General features: G+C 49.6%; 16 protein-coding genes and 1 other RNA gene. 13 read left to right on the plus strand and 4 right to left on the minus strand.

Annotated elements, in window-relative coordinates; translation table 11 throughout:
* Positions 1-27 precede the first annotated feature (27 nt).
* From FMS18_RS20455 to FMS18_RS06665, 9 genes are all read left to right on the plus strand, one after another.
* Positions 28-204 (plus strand): hypothetical protein, encoded by a 177-nt coding sequence (locus FMS18_RS20455; RefSeq protein WP_203544546.1) that lies wholly within the window; start codon positions 28-30, stop codon positions 202-204.
* A 79-nt stretch (positions 205-283) separates the two neighbouring features.
* Positions 284-532 carry a cell division protein ZapA gene (locus FMS18_RS06630; RefSeq protein ID WP_136675020.1) on the plus strand — a complete coding sequence of 83 codons (249 nt, stop codon included), beginning with the start codon at positions 284-286 and terminating at the stop codon, positions 530-532.
* Positions 533-569: 37 nt separating this feature from the next.
* Positions 570-753: non-coding RNA, 6S RNA (ssrS, locus tag FMS18_RS06635), on the plus strand.
* Positions 754-948: 195 nt separating this feature from the next.
* Positions 949-2,505, plus strand: a complete 1,557-nt coding sequence (gene rny / locus FMS18_RS06640; protein WP_136675019.1) for a ribonuclease Y — start codon at positions 949-951, stop codon at positions 2,503-2,505.
* A 190-nt stretch (positions 2,506-2,695) separates the two neighbouring features.
* On the plus strand, positions 2,696-3,484 hold the full coding sequence (locus FMS18_RS06645) for a TIGR00282 family metallophosphoesterase (protein WP_163292956.1): 789 nt from the start codon (positions 2,696-2,698) through the stop codon (positions 3,482-3,484).
* Between the two features lie 176 nt (positions 3,485-3,660).
* Positions 3,661-4,929, plus strand: coding sequence for a tyrosine--tRNA ligase (gene tyrS, locus FMS18_RS06650; protein WP_163292957.1), 1,269 nt, complete (start codon positions 3,661-3,663; stop codon positions 4,927-4,929).
* Positions 4,930-5,041: 112 nt separating this feature from the next.
* The gene (locus FMS18_RS06655; RefSeq protein ID WP_163292958.1) at positions 5,042-5,485 is read left to right on the plus strand and encodes a DMT family transporter; all 444 of its coding nucleotides are present in this window, start codon (positions 5,042-5,044) and stop codon (positions 5,483-5,485) included.
* Between the two features lie 37 nt (positions 5,486-5,522).
* Positions 5,523-6,407 carry a 4-hydroxybenzoate octaprenyltransferase gene (locus FMS18_RS06660; protein WP_203544547.1) on the plus strand — a complete coding sequence of 295 codons (885 nt, stop codon included), beginning with the start codon at positions 5,523-5,525 and terminating at the stop codon, positions 6,405-6,407.
* A gap of 351 nt (positions 6,408-6,758) precedes the next feature.
* Complete coding sequence (locus FMS18_RS06665) at positions 6,759-8,342, plus strand: methyl-accepting chemotaxis protein (protein ID WP_163292959.1); 1,584 nt, start codon at positions 6,759-6,761, stop codon at positions 8,340-8,342.
* 219 nt (positions 8,343-8,561) lie between these two features.
* On the opposite strand, the gene FMS18_RS06670 is transcribed toward FMS18_RS06665, so the two are convergent.
* The 3 genes from FMS18_RS06670 to FMS18_RS06680 form a co-directional block, all read right to left on the minus strand.
* On the minus strand, positions 8,562-9,881 hold the full coding sequence (locus FMS18_RS06670) for a histone deacetylase (protein WP_163292960.1): 1,320 nt from the start codon (positions 9,879-9,881) through the stop codon (positions 8,562-8,564).
* Positions 9,882-9,893: 12 nt separating this feature from the next.
* Positions 9,894-11,558, minus strand: a complete 1,665-nt coding sequence (locus FMS18_RS06675; RefSeq protein ID WP_163292961.1) for a hydantoinase/oxoprolinase family protein — start codon at positions 11,556-11,558, stop codon at positions 9,894-9,896.
* 176 nt (positions 11,559-11,734) lie between these two features.
* Complete coding sequence (locus FMS18_RS06680) at positions 11,735-13,270, minus strand: sigma-54-dependent Fis family transcriptional regulator (protein ID WP_163292962.1); 1,536 nt, start codon at positions 13,268-13,270, stop codon at positions 11,735-11,737.
* A 322-nt stretch (positions 13,271-13,592) separates the two neighbouring features.
* Here FMS18_RS06680 and FMS18_RS06685 point away from each other — a divergent pair, with 322 nt between their 5' ends.
* The gene (locus FMS18_RS06685) at positions 13,593-13,826 is read left to right on the plus strand and encodes a hypothetical protein (RefSeq protein ID WP_163292963.1); all 234 of its coding nucleotides are present in this window, start codon (positions 13,593-13,595) and stop codon (positions 13,824-13,826) included.
* 81 nt (positions 13,827-13,907) lie between these two features.
* Here FMS18_RS06685 and FMS18_RS06690 read toward each other — a convergent pair whose 3' ends face one another.
* A complete protein-coding gene (locus FMS18_RS06690) occupies positions 13,908-14,795 on the minus strand; it encodes a metal ABC transporter solute-binding protein, Zn/Mn family (RefSeq protein ID WP_163292964.1) in 888 nt (295 codons plus the stop codon).
* A 392-nt stretch (positions 14,796-15,187) separates the two neighbouring features.
* On the opposite strand from FMS18_RS06690, the gene FMS18_RS06695 reads away from it, so the two are divergent.
* The 3 genes from FMS18_RS06695 (at position 15,188) to FMS18_RS06705 (ending at position 19,375) form a co-directional block, all read left to right on the plus strand.
* The gene (locus FMS18_RS06695; protein WP_163292965.1) at positions 15,188-16,390 is read left to right on the plus strand and encodes an ammonium transporter; all 1,203 of its coding nucleotides are present in this window, start codon (positions 15,188-15,190) and stop codon (positions 16,388-16,390) included.
* A 108-nt stretch (positions 16,391-16,498) separates the two neighbouring features.
* The gene (locus FMS18_RS06700) at positions 16,499-16,837 is read left to right on the plus strand and encodes a P-II family nitrogen regulator (RefSeq protein WP_163292966.1); all 339 of its coding nucleotides are present in this window, start codon (positions 16,499-16,501) and stop codon (positions 16,835-16,837) included.
* Positions 16,838-19,375 (plus strand): ACT domain-containing protein, encoded by a 2,538-nt coding sequence (locus tag FMS18_RS06705; protein WP_163292967.1) that lies wholly within the window; start codon positions 16,838-16,840, stop codon positions 19,373-19,375.
* The last annotated feature ends 279 nt before the right edge of the window (positions 19,376-19,654 follow it).

Consider the following 19,654-nt stretch of genomic DNA (forward strand, 5'->3'; position numbering starts at 1 on the left):
GTAAAGATAAGGTATTAGGTTAGGACTATGGAAATAATCGCTCATTTGGAAGAACGTTTCGATAAAATGCTGCAAAAGATTAAGCAACTCGAAGAAGAGAATGCATTTCTTCTTGAGGAACTTGAGCAGGAGAAACAGCGCAAGGACGAAGTCCGCAGTCGCATTGAGGTTCTCCTGAACAAAGTTGAAGGTACCATCGAATAAGGGTTTTCAGGTCCGGTTCTCTGTAAAACAGACGATTGGATTTATATAAATTCTAGAGGATTACAGTCGCCGGATTAATATGCCCCGTTATACTATTCCCGTTCTCGGACTTGAGATTTCATTCAAGACCGATGCGGACAAAGAAAGAATAATAGCCGCGAAAGATGTGCTTGAAGAGAGATTCAGCGAGCTTATCCGGGGCGGAAAAGATGTCAGCAGGGAGAAGTTGCTCACCTGTCTGGCTTTAAGTCTGGCCGATGACTACCTTGAACACAGCCGCAAGCTCGAAACAATGGAAGAGAAAATAAACGCGCTGTTAGAGAAGTGATAAGTTGTGCATAGCACTGCTTTTTAAGATATAAGAAATTTCCCTGGGGAGTGCGTGATTGCCCTATAGCTTTTGAACCAATATAAAAAGTAAGGGAGCCATGCATCGCCGGAGTGGTGTGCAAGCCCGGTTCGACCGGGAAGCCTGAAACTTCGGGGGCGGCGCCCACCTGTTAGACTAGGTTCTAACGTATACGGCAACACGGCATCTCCGGGGTCCCATAACGGGATTCTCGGCTTTGGTATGAATTTACAGGTTTAATTTATTAAATTTTTCTGCCGGACCACTTAAAACTCACCTCACCCAGCCTTTAATTCTCTTTTTTCCATTGCAGATTGTTATAATCTTTCCGATTGTATTGATCGGTGGTGACGAATCAGGCCGTCCGCGGCCTGTCAACATAAAAGGAGAAAGGCATGTTTGGGGATTTTTTTCTGATTTTATTTGGAATCGCCCTAGGTGCCGCAGGCGGTTACGCCCTGCATAGGTACGTGAATTCCAAACGTCTGGCTGATTCGCAAGGATTGGCAGACCGTATCGTCCAGGAAGCCCGTAAAGAAGCTGAAGCCATGAAAAAGGAAATCAAGCTTCAGGGGCAGGACGAAGTTTATGCTCTGAAAAAAGAGCAGGAAAATGAGTATAAAGAAATGGAGCGCGGCCTGAAAAGGCAGGAGGAGCGTCTCCAGGAAAAAGAAGAGCGTCTTGAGAATAAACTTGAGAAAGTAGCCAGCAAAGAGTCCGAAGTTGTGACCCTTGAAAAGCGCATGATCAAGCAGGAGAAGAAGCTCGAAGGTCTTCGTGAAGATCTTGAAAAAAGAAAAGATGAGCATGAGCGTAAATTGCAGGAAGTCTCCGGGCTGACTGTTGAAGAAGCGCGTGAAAAGCTCATGACCGAAATCGAAAGCCGGACCCGTCACGAAGCTGCCAAAATGGTTCGTTCCATTGAAATGGAAGCTAAAGAAGAGGGAACCCGCAAGGCTCGCAAAATTCTCGCCCTCGCTATTCAGCGTTACTCCGGCGATTACGTGAACGAGCAGACCGTTACCGCTGTGACCCTTCCTTCCGAAGACATGAAGGGCCGCATTATCGGACGTGAAGGCCGCAACATCCGCGCTCTTGAAGCTGCCACCGGTGTTGACCTGATCATCGACGATACCCCGGAAACAGTTGTTCTTTCAGCTTACAGCCCGCTGCGCCGCGAAGTGGCCAAGCAGGCTCTTGAGCGTTTGATACACGATGGACGTATCCACCCCGCCCGCATTGAAGACATTGTCAACAAAGTTGAGCAGGAAATGGACGTCAAACTCCGTGAAATCGGTGAACAGGCTACTTTCGATGTTGGCGTACACGGTATCCATCCCGAAATCGTCAAACTCATCGGTCAGCTCCAGTACCGCACCAGTTTCTCCCAGAACGTACTCCAGCACTCACTTGAAGTGGCTTTCCTCTGTGGAATCATGGCTGCCGAACTGGGCATGGACGAGAAAATCGCCAAGCGCGCAGGTCTGCTGCATGATATCGGTAAGGCTGTCGACCACGAAATCGAAGGCCCCCATGCTGTTATCGGTGCCGATCTGGCCAAGAAGCATGGTGAGTCCAAAGAGATCATCCACGCTATTCAGGCTCACCACGAAGATGTTCCTCCCAAATCCGTACTCGCTACCCTTGTACAGGCTGCGGACTCCCTGTCCGGTGCCCGTCCCGGTGCACGTAAGGAACTTTTGGAAAATTACGTCAAGCGTCTTGAAGAGCTTGAAAATGTGGCTACCTGTTTTGACGGTGTGTCTAAAGCTTACGCTATTCAGGCAGGCCGTGAGATCAGGGTTATGGTTGATGCTGAAAAAGTATCTGACGATAATACCCATATGCTCTGTAAGGACATCGCTACCAAGATTGAAAACAACATGACCTATCCGGGGCAGATTCGCGTGACCGTTATCCGCGAACGGCGCTCGGTGGGCTATGCAAAGTAAATAACTTCTGAAAAGGCCCGGTTCACCGGGCCTTTTTGATATGATGCGCTATCGCGCTTTTGTTGAACTGATTTCGCCTCCGGCGGGCAAAGGTGCTAAGTCCCTCTGCACACCCTATTAGTTTTAAGTTGCCTGTTACCTTTAGCCTTTGCCGTCTCTGGTGAAGCTGTTTTCAAATTAAGATTATCCCATGCGTATACTTTTTCTCGGTGACATATTCGGTAGGCCCGGACGCAAAGCAATTGCAGCTAAAGTTAAAATTCTTCGCGAAGAACTGAATCTTGATCTGATTATTGCTAATGGGGAAAACGGGTCTCAGGGTGTCGGCCTTTCGATCAAGAATGCCCAGCAGTTGCTGGAGTATGGGATTGATATTCTTACCTCGGGCAATCATATCTGGAAATTCAGTAATATTTATGCTTTTTTGAAAACCAGTGATCGAATTGTGCGTCCGGCTAACCTGCCGGAAGGAACCCGTGGAAGGGGCTGGACTTCTTTCATGGTCCGTGATGAAGTGCCCGTTGCGGTGATCAATCTGCAAGGACGGGTTTTTATGGACCCGGTGGAATGTCCGTTCAAGTATGCAGACAAAATTTTAGAGGAAATTGACCCTGAAATTAAAATCAGGCTGGTCGATTTTCATGCCGAGGCCACTTCAGAGAAGCAGAGCCTCGGGCGTTACCTTGATGGTCGGATTAGTGCCATGCTGGGAACACACACCCATGTGCAGACTAACGATGCCCGTATTTTTGAGAACGGAACAGGCTATATCACCGACGCAGGTATGTGCGGCCCCATTGAATCCTGTCTGGGCCTAAGTCCCAATCCGGTAATCAAAAGATTTGTGACCGGATTGCCCCAGAAATGGAAAGTGGCGGGCGGCCCCGTTGAATTACAGGGCGTGCTGCTGGAAATAGATGAAGAAACAGGCCGAACTGTCTCAATTGAGACATACAACTCCGGCCGCATGATTGTATAATAATATTTCTATAAAAATATTGTCTATCTTCGATTCACACCAGCGAAGCTTAATAAAAGTTTTTGGGATTCTTAAACCCTTTTTTCAAAAAGGGTTTAAGGCCCCCGGCAGGGTCGCCGAAGGCATAAAAAGCCTAATGCAGGCAAATAAATACATTCTTAAAGAGGTTTAACCAAATGAACATTTATGATGAACTAAAGTGGCGAGGGCTGATCAATCAGGTATCTGACGAAGAGAAGGTACGCGAGTATCTGGATTCCTCCGGTCAGTACATGTATTGCGGCTTCGACCCCACTGCCGACAGCCTGCATATCGGTAACCTTGTTCCCCTGCTTTGCCTCGTGCGTATGAAGCGTGCCGGACACAATCCCCTGTTCCTGCTCGGCGGTGCGACCGGACGTGTCGGTGATCCCAGCGGTAAGGATAAGGAAAGGGAATTTTCTTCCATTGAGAAGATTGAATCTCAGGCCGCAAACATCAAGAACCAGATCGAAGCATTTGTTGAACGCAACACCGGAGAGAAAGCCGATGTTGTGAATAACTACGACTGGATGAAAGAGATTTCTTTTCTTGATATGCTCCGCGACGTTGGTAAGCATTTCACCATCAACTGGATGATGGCTAAAGAGTCAGTGAAGGGCCGTTTCGGTCGTGATGATGTGGGTATCTCCTACACCGAATTCAGTTACATGATCCTTCAGGGCTACGACTTCTACCATCTTTTTCAGGAGAAGGGCTGCCAGCTCCAGATCGGCGGCGGCGACCAGTGGGGCAACATCACCGCAGGTTGCGAACTGATCCGTCGTAAGGCACAGGGTGAAGGGTACGCGGTAACCTTTCCGCTGATCACCACTGCATCCGGTCAGAAGTTCGGTAAGAGTGAAGGTAACGCCGTTTATTTGAATGCTGAAATGACTTCCCCTTACACATTTTATCAGTTCTGGATCAACACCGATGACCGCGATGTGATCAATTTCCTTAAGTATTTCACTTTCCTTACCGAGGAAGAAATTGCGGAAATAGCCAAAGAACACGAAGAAGCTCCGCACATGCGTGCAGCTCACAAGCGTCTTGCCGAAGAGACCACCATTATGATCCACGGTAAGGAAGAGTTGGAAAAAGTTCAGGCCGCAACCGCAGCACTGTTCGGTAAGGGCGACATCAAATCCGTTGATGCCGCAACCCTGCGCGGTGCCATGGAAGCCGCTCCCGGAGTTGAGTACGCTAAAAGCGACCTGCCCGACCTGCCCCAGATTCTGCTGGATCTGGGTATGGTTAAATCCAAAGGTCAGGCCCGTAAGGATATCAAGGGCGGCGGACTTTACATCAACAATGAGCGTGTAGCAGATTTCGATTACGTGCCCGGTGATGGTGATTTCATCGGCGGCGAATGCATGTTGATCCGTAAAGGTAAAAAGAACTACGGTCTTGTTACTTTGAAATAAGTTAGATTGAATATTGATTATTTAGCCCGCTGGAAGATTCTTTCAGCGGGCTTTATTGTGTTTGCGGCTATGTCAATGTATCGTGTGCGAGCAATTAAATAGAGGGTAGTTCATGCGTCTGTTTTTCATCATTATGTCTTTTCTCTTCGGTGCCTTGGCGCCTACTCAGGCCGGGGTGAATCTGAAGTTGCGTGGTTTTGTGGGAGATCCGGTTCTGGCGGCCATTGTATCTTTTACTGTGGGGACGCTGAGCCTGCTGGCTTATGCGTACTTTACCAAAGTTCCCCTTCCCGAAGGTTCTGCTGTGTTTAAAGGCCCATGGTGGATGTGGACCGGCGGTTTTATGGGCGCTTTTTTTGTGGCTGCGGCAATTGTTGTTGCTCCGGTGCTTGGGGCCGGGACCATGATGTGCTGGATGGTTGCCGGGCAGATGGTTGCATCCCTTCTGCTGGACCACTATGGTATCATAGGGTATGCCGTGCGGGAGGCTTCGCCGGGCCGAATTGCCGGGGCATTGCTGGTTATTGTCGGCGCAGTGCTGATTGAGAAATTTTAGGGTGCTAACATTGGGTAAAAGATAAAGGAGTGGGGTTTTGAAGGATATTCTTTGCAAATACTTGAAGAAGTTGTGGGAAAATACAATTCTGGTCTGCCGGATGATCAAGATTGAGCATTCCATTTTTGCTCTGCCGTTTGCATATATGGGCTATTTTCTTGCCACTGGAGCATGGGCCGGAATCAAACCCTTTGCCCTGCTGACTGTCGCAATGGTGGCAGTGCGCTCTTTTGCCATGGCGGTGAACAGACTCTTTGATATTAATATCGACAGCGAAAACCCGCGAACCCGGACCCGCCCGCTTGTTACCGGGGAGTTGACTCCATTTTTTACTTTTTGTTTTATAGTAGTTTGTGCGGTTGTCTTTGTTTTCGCCTGTAAGGGGATGAATGAACTTTGCTACAAGCTTTCATATTTCGCACTGGGGTGGTCCGCTTTTTATTCCCTGACCAAACGGTTCACCATGCTTTGCCACTTTGTGCTCGGCTCGGTTCTTGGTCTTGCCCCGGTGGCAGGCTGGCTTTGTGTTGATCCTAATTTTTCCCTGCCCGCGATTCTGTTCTTCTTCGGTGTGATGTTCTGGGTGGCTGGATTCGATATCCTCTACGCTACGCAGGATCGAAAGTTTGACCGCAACCGGGGACTTAATTCTGTTCCGGCCAATCTTGGCATTCATAAAGCTCTGACCATTTCCACTTTCAGTCATGTGAATACGGTTATCTTTTTCGCACTGGCGGGGCTTGCTGCCGGACTGGGCTGGATTTACTTTTCAACCCTCGCTGTTGTGGGCGGAATCCTTCTTTTTGAGCATCAGGTTATTTCTGCCGATGATATGAGCCGGGTAAATATGGCTTTTTTTGCCATGAACGGGGTTATATCCGTGTTGCTGTTTCTTGGTACCCTTGCGGATATAATGATTTAGAATCATGAACTGGTGTGTTGGTTTGATTGTAAGTAAAAAATAAATACTCGGGTCTTAAGAATATATTGCGGGAGTTTGGAGTTATTCCAGACTCCCGTTCTTGTTTTTGATTATTTGGGCATCTAGACAAGTTCTTATAAACATCTTAGTAGTGTCCTTGCGAGGTTTTAAGAAGGTTCGGCTTTGAAGGCTTGAAATATGGCCCAGCTGTTATCAATTGTCCCGGTTAGAATTCGTTGGGGAATGAATTAAAGATTGTCCCTAGGGCAGTACGATCGTGGGAGAGGATGACGCTGGAGTTTTTTGGATACTTTGGAAGAGGTGTCTACAAGCTGTTCAGGGAGAGCTGACATGGATAATGGAAATGGAAAATTTCTGCGTGTTCTTGCGGGAATTTATTTTGGGGTGTTTGTTGTCGCTGCGATTCTATGCGGCGTAATCTTGACTGTTTACAGTAATGAGCCTTGGGCTTTAACCGGACTGGCTTCCGGGTTAATAGCTATTCTGGCTTTGCTGGGAATCGGATTTTTTACCATTCTTAAAACGCAGGTCGTCCGGCCTGTGCAATGTATCACTAATTTTGCTGACCTTGTGATCAAAGGCGAATACTCGGATGCTGATAAATGTACCAGCCCCGGTCTCGATGGCTTGCGCGCTGTGATCAGCGAGTTGAGTGATGTCTATAAAGAACGTCTGGGCTTCAGCACTAGTATTCTTGAAGGGTTGCCCCTTGGCTGCTGTATTGTAGATCTCAAGGAGCATATCAACTTTCTCAATAAAGAATGTCTCGAGATGATCGGCTCCAGCGAGCAGCCGGAATCCTATCACGGGCGTATGATTTCCCAGATTTTTTACCACGATGACCGTAAGTCCCTTATCGGGCATTGTATGGATGATGATACTCGGGCCATGAACCGGGAGGTTATCTTTAAACATGTTGATGGTAGTGACATCAACGTGCTGGCCAACCTTTTCCCTCTGCACGATGTGGTGGGCAATGTTATCGGCGGTTGCTGTTTATATATAAACACCACCGAGCTTAAGCAGCGCGAAGCACATATCCTTGAGCAGAATGAGCTGATTGCAAAGGCTGCTGATCAGGCTAACTCAGTTGTTTATGACCTCAGCAGTGCCGCTGAGCAGCTGCGCGGACTGGTCGGTGAGGCCCGCAAGGGGGCCATGGTCCAGAGTGAAGAGGCCGGGCAGGCTGCTACTGCCATGGAAGAAATGAACGCTACTGTTTTTGAGGTTGCCCGTCATGCGCAGGAAGCTGCGAGTGATGCGGACAAAGCAAAAGCTGATGCGGAAAAAGGCGAGGATACCGTGGCCGGGGTTGTCAGTGCCATTGATGAGGTTTCCGGTCAGGCAAATTCCCTGAAAGCTTCCATGGAAGATCTGGATGTCAAGGCCGAGGCCATCGGTAACGTGCTGGGCGTGATTGAAGATATTGCGGACCAGACCAACCTGCTGGCTCTGAATGCGGCTATCGAGGCTGCCCGTGCCGGTGAGGCCGGACGCGGATTTGCTGTTGTTGCCGATGAGGTTCGCAAACTGGCGGAAAAGACCGTGCAGGCAACCGCTGAAGTTCATAAGGCTGTGGGAGATATTCAAAATGGAGCGAAGACCAATGTACGGGCTACTGAAACCGCAGTCGAGTCGGTAACCCGCAGTACCGAGCTTGCCGGTGAGTCCGGTGATGCACTGGCCCGGATTGTCTCTATGTCTGAAGAGACTTCTGACCGGATCAGGTCCATTGCCACTGCCGCTGAGCAGCAGGCCGCAGCCAGTGAGCAGATCAACCGCTCCACTGAAGAGGTCAGCCGCATCTCCAGCGAGACCGAACAGGCCATGGTGGAATCAGCCGAGGCCATTGAAAAGCTGGCCCAGTTGGCCGAGAATCTCTCCGATATTATCCATGGGATGCAGAACAAATAAGAGTTCTAAACAGGTAAAAATAGAAGCGGGCAAATCCATTCGGATTTGCCCGCTTCTTATTTAACTGACTAAAAAAGGAAATTAAAACGGCGAAGCCTAACAAAAGTTTTGATTCGCCTCGTCCTGAGGCTCACCCCTTTTTACAAAAAGGGTTTAAGCCCCCGGAGGGCCCGCCGGGAGGCATTCCCCTCACAACCTGAGGAGCTTTCTTTTCTTTGTTCAAAATCCGTAGCGCAGGTAATCCTTGTCCTTGCGGTTGATGAGCTGGATGTAGCGGTAACGGCTCTTGACCTGAGCTTCTTCGAGCAGCGAGTAACCCTGATTGCGGCAGGAGTCACAGGCCGCCGCCGGGATTTCCAGCCCGAAGCCCATGGGACCGCCCTCGCGCTGAGTTTCCACTTTGAGCAGACCCCGGCAGTTATTGCAGAGCAGTAAGGATTCGGTCTGGGATTCGGTGAATCCTTCGGTGTCGTAGAAAATATTGCGATGCCGCACGGACCAGTTACCACTGACCACACCTTCGCTGCTTTCAGCCGGCGGATTGAAATAGATCTCCTTTACCCCTTCGCAGATGGTCGCGATGTAATTCATGACCTCTTCGGATTCCTTGAGTGTCTTGGGGTTAAAACCCGGCTCGCGTACGTGGGAATAATCTACCCCGGCCATAGCCAGACTGATGCCGAGGTTTACGTAGGGCAGTGCTCCCTGAATGGCGTATCCTCCCTCAAGTACGGCAATGTCCGGCTTGAGCATGGAATTGAGCGCGGCGTATCCCTGCGCCGAGAAATTCATGTTGGTGATCGGGTCGGTGAAATGGTTGTCCTGTCCGGCAGAGTTGATAATCAGGTCCGGCTTGAAATCTTCAAGAATGGGCATGACTGCTTTTTCCATCACCATCATGAACCCGTCATCGGAAGTTCCGGGGGGCAGGGGGATATTTACCGTGCGCCCAAGAGCTTTGGGGCCGCCTGATTCTTTGGGGAATCCTGTGCCCGGATAAAGGGTGCGCCCGTCCTGATGCAGGGAGATGAACAGGGTGTCCGGGTCGTGCCAGTAGACATCCTGTGTGCCGTCCCCGTGGTGGCAGTCGGTATCCACAATGGCGATGCGTTTGGGACCGTAATTTTCACGGATGTATTCGCACATGATTGCTTCGATGTTGATGGCGCAGAATCCGCGTGAACCCTGCACTGTCTTCATGGCGTGGTGTCCCGGAGGACGTACGAGGGCGAAAGCACGTTCCCGTTCTCCTTCCATAACCAGCTTGGCTGCCTTGATGGCGCCACCAGCAGAAATGCAGTGTGAGCGGGTGGCAACGGCCTCGGCTTCGGGAAAGCAGAAGTGGACCCGTTCAATATCTTCGCTGCAAGCCACTTCGGGCTTGTATTCGCGGATACCTTCGATGTCGAAGAGACCTTCCTCGCGCAGCTGGTCCTGAGTGTAGAGCAGCCTTTCCTCCCGTTCCGGGTGGGTGGGGGATATGGCCCAGTCAAAGGCGGGGAAAAATATGATTCCCAGACTGTTGTCAGCCTTGAGCATTATTGACTCCGTTTATGAATATGTCCGGTCCACGCCGGGTTTGATCTGGCATTTGACCCTGATATTGCGGCCTACAGTGCTGGCCCCGTTGACCATATTGAACGATGAAGAGCTGGTGATCTGGGCATTAGAACCGTCCGATGCCACATGCATCTCGCCGAGATGGGCCAGTAGATGGTTCATGGCATCCTTTTCCGCGTCTTCGAGTTTGTAATTGCGGGGGATGTTCTCGCGATGCCCCAAGGAGGGAATGAACATGAGTCCGCGTTCGGTGTCGGCGAAAAGTTCCAGCTCGGTGGTGGTACGGGTCAGGGCCGCGCCGATGGCATTGGCCACATCGTAGTTTTCCGGCACTTCGGTGGAAAGGCGGAATTTGCGGAAGACGTCCATCTTCATGGCCTGTGCCGGGCCACCCATAATGTAAATTTTGCGGGGAATGATCTTCCGGTTCTCCAGCAGTTCATGGATGGTATAAACCGGCTGCTGGTTGATTTCATCCACAAGGGAGCGGGTGGAATCGTGGATTTTATCCACGGCGTACCCGATGGCCTGATCCGCAAGCTCGTCCGGTTCAAGACCGTTCTTGGCGGCAAAGGCGGTGAAGCCTGTTTTGGAACGTTCAATATTACCGCAATCGCAGGATTCTTTCCAGATCAGGGCGTCAGTCAAAGTGGGAGTTTCGCCCCCGAAAGCTATTGAAGGCCCGAGACGGTTGGGGCCGACCCGGACTTTTTCATTAAGCATTGAAATGGCTGAATCCCCGCCGATGCCGATGGAGTGGACCTTCAGGGCCCGCACAAGGGTGGGGTGGGAACCGATGTGGATACCTTCCTGTTCAATGAGCGGGCTGCCCCCGGCAAAAATGGCGATGTCGGTGGTGGTTCCGCCGATGTCGTAAATGATGGAATCATGGGTGATATTACACAGGGCGATGATGCCCATGACACTTGCTGCCGGACCGGAAAAAATGGATTGCACCGGAACCTTGCGCGAGAGGTCCAGCGGCATGGTCCCGCCATCCGCTTTAAGAATATTGACCTTGATATGTCCAAGGCCCATTTCATCAAGGGTGTCGGCGATGGCATCGGCAAATTTGTTGAAGACCCGCCAGACCGCGCAATTATAGAAGGCGGTGGAAATGCGGCGCGGGAAGTTGAGCCTTCCGGTGAGCTGGTGCCCTAAAGTTGTGAAATCCGAATTATCGCCGATTGCCAGCTCAATGGATTTTTCATGGGCCGGATTGCGGGGGGAAAATTTTGTGACTGCGGCGTAAACCTTGATTCCGGCATTGCGGCAGGATGCGATTGCTTCTTCAAGAGAAAGATTGTCCAGACGTTTGGTTTCCGATCCGCGATGGTCCAGTGATCCGGGGATGACGTGGAAGTCTTTGCAGGTCATGAACGAATGGGGATCAAGCCCCGGTCCTGCTGAGACAATGACGCCTACGTCTTCATAGTTTCCTTCCACAATGGAGTTGGTGGACAGGGTGGTGGACAGGTTCAGTTGTTTTATGCGGGCCGGGTCCGTGTGGCGGACAATTTCTCCAAGGCTGTCCCTGATGGAGGAGAGCAGATTGTCATGCCGGGTGGCAACCTTGACTTGCGCCTCCAGTCCGTCAGGCCCTATGGCAACTGCGTCTGTATGGGTTCCGCCGACATCAATTCCGAGAAGGAGCATCTGGTAAATCCTTGAGTTCTTCCCCCGTTTCATGCGGGAGGCTGGTAATCGGTATTATATAATGATGTGATCCATCCATTTATCTAGCACCCCGCCAATGTCGGAGTCCAGAGCTTTTACCGTCAGCGGTTTGATGTGTTTGGTGAGCGGTTTTTACTTTCTTATTTACGGAGGCGTTACCCGTTTTTACTGATCCCCAGCTTTCTCATGCGTGAATCAAAGGTGGAGCGGTTGATATTTGCTGCTCGTGCGGCCCGGCTGATGTTCCAGCGGAATCTATCCAGCAGTTTCATCACATAAGTGTATTCCATTTCCTGCCAGGTCAACTCGCTGAGATCTTCTTGCGGTTCTTTTGGTATGTTTGGGGTTTCATCGTGCTTTATTTCGGGTTGTTCTACAGGTGGTTTGGCATTGGGATGTACTATGTGCAAAGGGAGGTCTTTTATGGAAATGGTGTCACCGGGAACCATGGCCTGAAACTGCTTGACCATGTTTTCCAGTTCACGGATATTTCCCGGCCAGTTGTAATTTTTCATGGCGGTCATGGCCTTGTCGGACATGTTTTTGGGCAGCATGTGGCTATGGGATGCTTCGCGGTTTAAAAAGTGTCCGGTCAGCAGATGGATGTCTTCTTTGCGTTCACGCAGGGCGGGTAGTTTGAGAGGCAGTACATTGAGCCGGTAATATAGATCTTCCCTGAATCTGCCTGAACGTACGTCTTCTTCAAGATTGCGGTTGGTGGCGGAGATGATGCGGATATCAATTTTCTTGGTCTGGGTTCCCCCAAGGGGTTTGATCTCGTTTTCCTGCAACACACGCAGCAGTTTGGCTTGCAGGTTTACATCCATATCCCCGATTTCATCGAGGAATACAGTGCCTCCGTCCGCAGCTTCGAACAGTCCGGATTTGTTGCTGGTGGCCCCGGTAAAGGCTCCTTTTACATAACCGAACAGCTCACTTTCCAGAAGGTTTTCAGGGATGGCACTACAGTTCTGGGTCAGGAACGGCTTTTGAGACCGCGAACTCTGGGCATGGATTTCTTCAGCAAAAAGCTCCTTACCTGTTCCGGATTCGCCGTAAAGCAGGACCGGGTAACTGGTTGCTCCGTAGTTTTCAACAAGTTTAAGGGCCTTGTTTACTGATTGGCTCTTTCCTACAATAGCTTTATTGTTCCTGATGCTGCTTAACGTCCTGCTGAGCTGGGCGAATTCAATGCGTTGTTTTTGAAATTCCAGAGAGTTGCTCAGAGAGATCGAGCCGATGTCCACCATATCCTGCAACATGGTCAGGTAACCGGGGTCAAGATTGAGCTGTTCCCCGTCTGTGCTGGTGTCGATGACCTGTACCGCTCCGAATACCTCTTGTCCTTTGAGGCTAAGAGGAAAGCAGAGGATGAGTTTACTTTTGATTTTGAAATCTTTTTCCAGAGAACTGTAGTGTCGTGAGTCCCCGGCTTCGGCAATGGTCATTTCGTCGTTCTGGATAACCCAGCCCACAATACTCTGATCCTGCGGAGATATTTGTATACCCTTCACGTCTTCGCTTTTTTCTCCAAGGGCTTCGACGCATTCGTACATGTCGTCGCGTTTCAGCCAGAGTGATCCTCGCTCAACGTTTTGCAGTTTCAGCAGCAGGGCCAGAATTTGCTTTTGCAGCTTTTCCGGGTCTAATTCTTGAGAAAGGGCCTTGTAATCATTAATGGATATAGTCATAATAAAGGGTTGTGAATCACGTTTGTTGATATTATTATTTGGGTATAATCTTTAAATATCGTTAAAGTAGTGCTGGGTCAACAGTAATTGCACGTTGAGCAATGGAGGCTGATCTCTTGTTTATGGGCTAAGTCCTTTTAAACAGTGCTCTCTGGAAGTCTTAATGTTTTTTGGCACGGAAGGTGCTTTATGGAGAGTAGCTTGTTAGTCAAGTATGGACCGGAGAGCCCACTCCACCTCCCCGACCCCTCCGGGCTCTCCGGTCCATAAACTTTTCAAATGCAAATTCGACGCAATTCCTCGAATATATGGAGATGACCTGATGAGTAGTGTTGAAACTCTTATGTCCATGCACCGTGAAGATATGGCCCTCTTAAGAACTGAAGCCAAGCAGGCCAGAAAAGAGAGGTTGGATAATAACCGTGAGATGGATCTGGCATTTAAAGACTTGCGCAGCAAACTTTCGGCTGAAATGCCGGTAACGAGTTCTTTTTCCATAAAACTTCGCGCTCCATTTGCAGTAATGACTGCTTTGATGGGAGTTCTTAGTTTTTAAATAGTTTTGTGTCCGGCTGTAGCAGTCGGAAAATCGCCTTGAAAAATCCCGTTCGTCAGCTGACGAACGGGATTTTTGTTTTTAACGTTCTTTTATAAAAGTTGCGGCGGTGCGACGTAGGTTTTCGGCCCAGTCTTCGGCCAGCGGATCGGCAGTCAATGTTTCCGCTCCTATGGAGCTTGCTATGGCGCGTGCGCTTTTTTGTGAGAATTGGGGCTGGATAAAAATGGCTTTTACTGAATTCTTCTTTGCAAACTTTATCAGCTGAGTCAGTTCCTTGGGGCTTGGTTCTTTGCCTTCAAGTTCAATGGGGATCTGGTTCAGGCCGTAGGTGCGGGCAAAGTATCCCCATGAAGGGTGGTAGACCATAAAACTGAATCTTTCTCCTTTTGGGGTGAATATGTTCAGTAATTCTGAATCCAGCTTGTTTATTTCTGCTGCAAAATTCAGGTAGTTGCTGGTGTATGCTTCTGTGTTTGCGGGATCATGCTCAATCAAAACGTCTCTAATCTGCTGGCTGATGATTCTGACCAGTGGCGGTGAAAGCCATACGTGCGGATCGGTTATTTGGGTTGTTTCGTGTTCGTTGTGGTGTTTGTGTTCGTCTTCGTCATGAACGTGTGTTTTCATGGTCTGATGAACAACAGTTTTTCCAAGGTTTATAATCTCGAGTTTGTCATTGGCAGATCTGAAGCGCGGGATCCATGCCCGCTCAAAAGGTACTCCGATAGCAAAGTATATTTCTGATTTGCTTAGCAGGGCCATCTGGCGAGGTTGCGGTTCATAGGTGGCCGGGCTGCTTCCCGGTTTGACCATGATATTTGCTTTTACTTTTTCTCCTCCGATTTTCTCCACAAAATATTTCAAGGGTGCGATGGATACTGTTGTTTGAAGTTTTGCTGCCGAAACTGTTGAGCAGGTCAGCAGTAGGGCAAGTATGCTCAGTGCGATTGTTTTTGTTGTTTTCATGTGTTCTCTCTGTGTTTGATATTCAATCTCATTTAGTTGAAGGTGTATCATATTATATATGATGTCAATCGCTGTTGTCATTGCTTGTTTTGTGTGTAGGGCGAAAGAATTAATTGAGAAGGTTTGCTTTGTGTGTTTTTTAAAATTGTTTTTTAGTTCTATTTAGCTTTATTGGTTTTACTCTTGTTTTTGCAAAAATGTTTTATGTGGTTTTTTTGGGTTGTTTTTTTGTTTAATCCGCTTGTTTTGGCACAAAGAGTGCTTGGCTAGTATGAGAAATGCATTTTTGAAGGGTTGATTTTCTAAAATTGTAAAAACAGTGGCTAAAAAACATTGTCTGAAAGACATAAATGTAAAAACAACAGATTCAAAACAGCAGGGGTTAACAAAAAATGAATTCGGCGGATACTTCTTTCATTCTTATTTGTGCGGCTCTGGTCATGTTCATGACGCCGGGGCTGGCTCTTTTTTATGGCGGTATGGTGCGCAGCAAAAATGTGCTGGCGACAATTATGCAGAGTTTTATCATGCTTGGGCTGGTTTCGATCATCTGGACTGTAGTCGGTTATTCACTTTCTTTTGGTACAGATATTGGCGGACTCATCGGCGGTATGGATTTCTTTGCCCTTAACGGCGTGGGTATGGATACAGCCGGGAGTCCTGCCGACAACCTGCCTCATCTTTTATTCATGATATTTCAGTGCATGTTCGCGGTTATCACTCCCGCGCTGATCACCGGGGCCTTTGCCGAGCGTATGAAGTTCGGGGCTTTGCTTGTCTTTTCATCTTTCTGGGTTGTTCTTGTTTATGCTCCCATGTGCCACTGGGTCTGGGGCGGCGGCTGGATGGGGGATCACGGTGCCCTTGATTTCGCGGGCGGTGCGGTTGTGCACATGAGTTCCGCAGCAGCAGCCCTTGCCGGCTGTCTGGTCATGGGCAAACGTAAAGGATACGGACGTGAACCTTTCATCCCCCACAACCTGCCCATGACCCTGCTCGGTGCCGGGATGCTCTGGTTCGGCTGGTTCGGCTTCAATGCCGGCTCCGCTCTTGCTGCCAACGGTCTGGCTGCCAATGCTTTTGTTACCACTCATCTTGCTGCGGCTGCCGCGGTTCTCGGTTGGTTGCTGGTTGAAGCCATGCATGGCGGCAAACCTACAACTCTCGGTGCGGCATCAGGTGCTGTTGCCGGGCTGGTGGCCATTACTCCGGCTGCGGGATTTGTCACTCCCATGGCTTCAATTGTCATTGGTTTTGGCGGTGGTATGGTCTGCTACGGCGGTGTACTCATGAAAACAAAATTCGGCTATGATGACTCTCTCGATGTTGTTGGTATCCACGGTCTCGGTGGAACTTACGGTGCCATTGCCACCGGGCTTTTTGCCAGCATAGGCGCGGAAGGTCTGTTCTATGGTAACGCTTCCCAGCTTTGGATTCAGATCGAATCCTGTATCGCCACTTGGGGATACTGCTTTGCGGTCAGCTGGGTTCTGTTTAAACTGATCGATAAATTTTACGGCTTGCGCCCTTCCGAGGAAGATGAAGTCTCCGGGCTGGATGTCTCGGAGCACAGCGAAGCCGGATACCAGATTTAGAATTAAGATGATGCGCTTCGCGTTTTTTGATTATTTGATTTCGGTTCCGGCGGGCAGAGGGGGTAACCCCCTCTGCACTCCTTAATAGTTAAGACAGGATAAATTCTTATGAGAAAGATTGAAATAATTGTAAGGCCTTTTAAGGTCGATGATGTGAAGGATGCCATTGCCGCTCTTGGTCTCAAGGGCATGACCGTTACTGACGTTAAAGGTTTCGGACGTCAGGGAGGGCACAAGGAAGTCTACCGTGGTGCCGAGTATCAGGTGGATTTCATTGCCAAGACCAAGGTTGAGATTGTGGTTGATGCTGACCGGGTTCCCGAAGTCATTGACGCGGTCAGTGAAGCAGCCAAAACCGGAAAAGTCGGTGACGGCAAGATATTTGTTATCCCGGTTGAAGAAGTTGTGCGTATCCGCACCGGTGAGACCGGGCCGGATGCCATTTAAATGAATGCCGGAAATATCCCTGAATCTTCCATAGACCGCTTGCTGGCGGGACGCGAAATACTTCTCGCGGCATGCGCTAAAAGCATGCCGCGGGATTTTCCGCAGCAGATGTGCGAGCTGGTGGACGGTTATTTCAGGGCACGTATCAGGGAGGCGGTTTTCGCAGGAATTCTATCTTCCCATGAAGATCTTTCTATTGTGGCTGTTGGCGGCTACGGACGCGGGCAACTGGCTCCCTTTTCTGATATCGATGTTCTTATCCTTACTGAACTCTCGGCTCATGACGATCTTGAAGAGCTGGCTTCTTTTCTTTTTCATCCTCTCTGGGACCTGAAGTTTGATGTGGGGCACGGGGTGCGTTCTGTGGAGCAGAATCTTGAATTGGCAAAGTCCGATTTCAAGGTGCTGGCCTCGCTTCTGGATCTGCGTTTTATTGCCGGGCGCGATGAATCGTTCAGGCGGCTGGTTAATGAATTCAGGGAAGATGTGCTTCCTGCCGCGGGTGAAGAGTTCTGCCGCATTCTTTGGGAGAACCGATCCCAGACCGGAAAGGGCATGGATTCAGTGGTGCTTGAGCCGGATTTGAAAAATGGTTGGGGTACCTTGCGGGATGTCCAGTTTATCCGCTGGTGTGCGGACATCAAGGGGGATTATTTTCCCCTGAATGAGACCGATCTTGTTGATCTTTGTAAGGACGAAGCCTTGCTCATGCAGGCCCGTAGCGGGGTGCACCTGTTGCGTAAACGTAAGCAGGACAAACTTATCCTCGAAATTTTACCGGATGTTGCCTCTCTTTGCGGATTCAAAGGCTATGATCCGGCAAAGCGTGGAAACGAGCTGCTTACGTCCATCCATCAGGCCATGGTTCGGGTGCGTTCCATGGGTGATGGCCTTTTTCGTGAATCATTTGACGCTGAGTCACGTTTTTTTATTGATCATCGCCCGAGTGTCGGGCTTGGGACCGGACTTAAATCCGGGCTGGAAGTTTTCGGTATAAAGTCCCGTACCGGGGCGCCCTTGACCCGTGAGTCCCGCCGGGCTGTTTCAGCCATCGGTTCAGCCGAGGGAATCAGCCTGACCCGTTCCTTGAAGATGCTCATTGATATTCTTAAGGGGGAATTTGGCTGGCTGGCTTCAGTGGAAATGCTCGACAGCGGGGTTTTCAAATCATTCCTTCCCGAATTTTCACAGGTTGCGGATCTTGTCCCTTATGATGGTTACCACCAGTATCCTCCGGGCAGGCATTCTCTGCTTACTGTCCACAAATGCTGCGATATTTTCCGTGATGAATTTTCCGAAGGCGGAAAATGCATTGGCGCATCAGATTTTGATGCATTGATCCTCGGAGCTTTTTTTCATGACATCGGCAAGGGCAAACGTAATCACAGTGAACGCGGAGCCGTAATTGCGGAAGAAATTCTTTCTCGAACTGATTTTCCCGATCGCTTTAAGGAAGATGTTATTTTTCTGGTGCGTGAGCATCTGCTTTTAATTCGCTCATCCCGGGCCATTGACCTCAGTTCTGTTGAGGCGTTGGGCAAGATCGCTGAACGGGTGGGGTCTCTGCGCAGGTTGCGTATGCTCTTTATTCTTTCTATGGCTGACTCCATGGCAACCGGGCCGCGGGTCTGGAATTCGTGGAGTGAATCTCTGCTGCGGGAGATCTATGCCGGTCTGGAATTGATTCTTACCGATGATTCCTTTGCTGAAATTGACCCCGGTGTGCAGCTTGGCGATACCCTGCGTGGTCTCCGGGAGCGGGCCGCAGGTCAGATTGATCCCGGGCTGTTGGAATCCCTGATCGGCTGTATGCCCGAACGTTACCTGTTGGTTGAGGACCCGGATGAAATTGTGCTGCACATGCTTCAGGTGCTGGAGTTCAACCGGGTTTATGAGCGGGATATGGTCCGCAAACCTGCGGGCAAGGGCGGGCTGGGGCTTAGTCTGGTCCGATCCTTTGAAACTGAGGACGAAAAGCGTATCAAACTCGTGATTACTGCCAAGGATCAGGATTTCCTTTTCGCAGCTCAGAGCGGGGTGTTGGCTCTGCATTCAGTAAATATCCTTTCTGCTGAAATTTTTTCATGGTCCGATGGAACCGCAGTGAACGTATTCATTGTGGAAGCTCCTTCAGAAAATTGTCCTGACGATATTTGGTCCAGAGTGGAGCGGTCCATCATGTACGCGCTGACCGGAAGGCTGGCTCTTGATTACCGTTTGCACAAGAAGCGTAATTCCCTCCTGTCCAAGTCCGCTGCGGGCAGGGTTCCCACCCGGATCAGTGTTGACAATGAATCAAGCGGGGAATGCACTCTCATTGAGGTTATTACTCAGGATCGTTCCGGGATTCTATATGATATGGCTGCATTCTTTTCGCGCATGAATATTGACCTGCGTATGGCCCGTATTTCAACCACTGGAGAATCTGTTTTTGATGTCTTCCATGTGGAAGGGCCGGATGGCGGCAGGATTGAAGACAAGAGCCATCTGCGGGAGCTGGTCAGTGCTCTTGAATATGCTCTTGTTGTAACTTGCTGATTTTATATGTTCTGCTGTTGTTTAAACAAAAGTGATTCAGGGTTCACTTTCGTGGTTTAAGCTTGCAGCATTATGATTGGTGATGTTGCGGCCGTCTTTGGTGGACGCATGGCTGCTCTTGGTGATACACTTAGCGAGTTTAAACTGGGCAATGCAGTTTGAGCCGGAAGGGCTCTCGGCTTTTGTGAAAAAGGGCAGATAATTATTTCAGACGTACGCATTTTCTTGCCAAATCTGCAATATTTATCTAAGTGATGCTTGCTGCCAAACTAATAGTTA

The sequence above is a fragment of the Desulfovibrio sp. JC022 genome (assembly GCF_010470665.1).
GTDB lineage: Bacteria > Desulfobacterota > Desulfovibrionia > Desulfovibrionales > Desulfovibrionaceae > Maridesulfovibrio.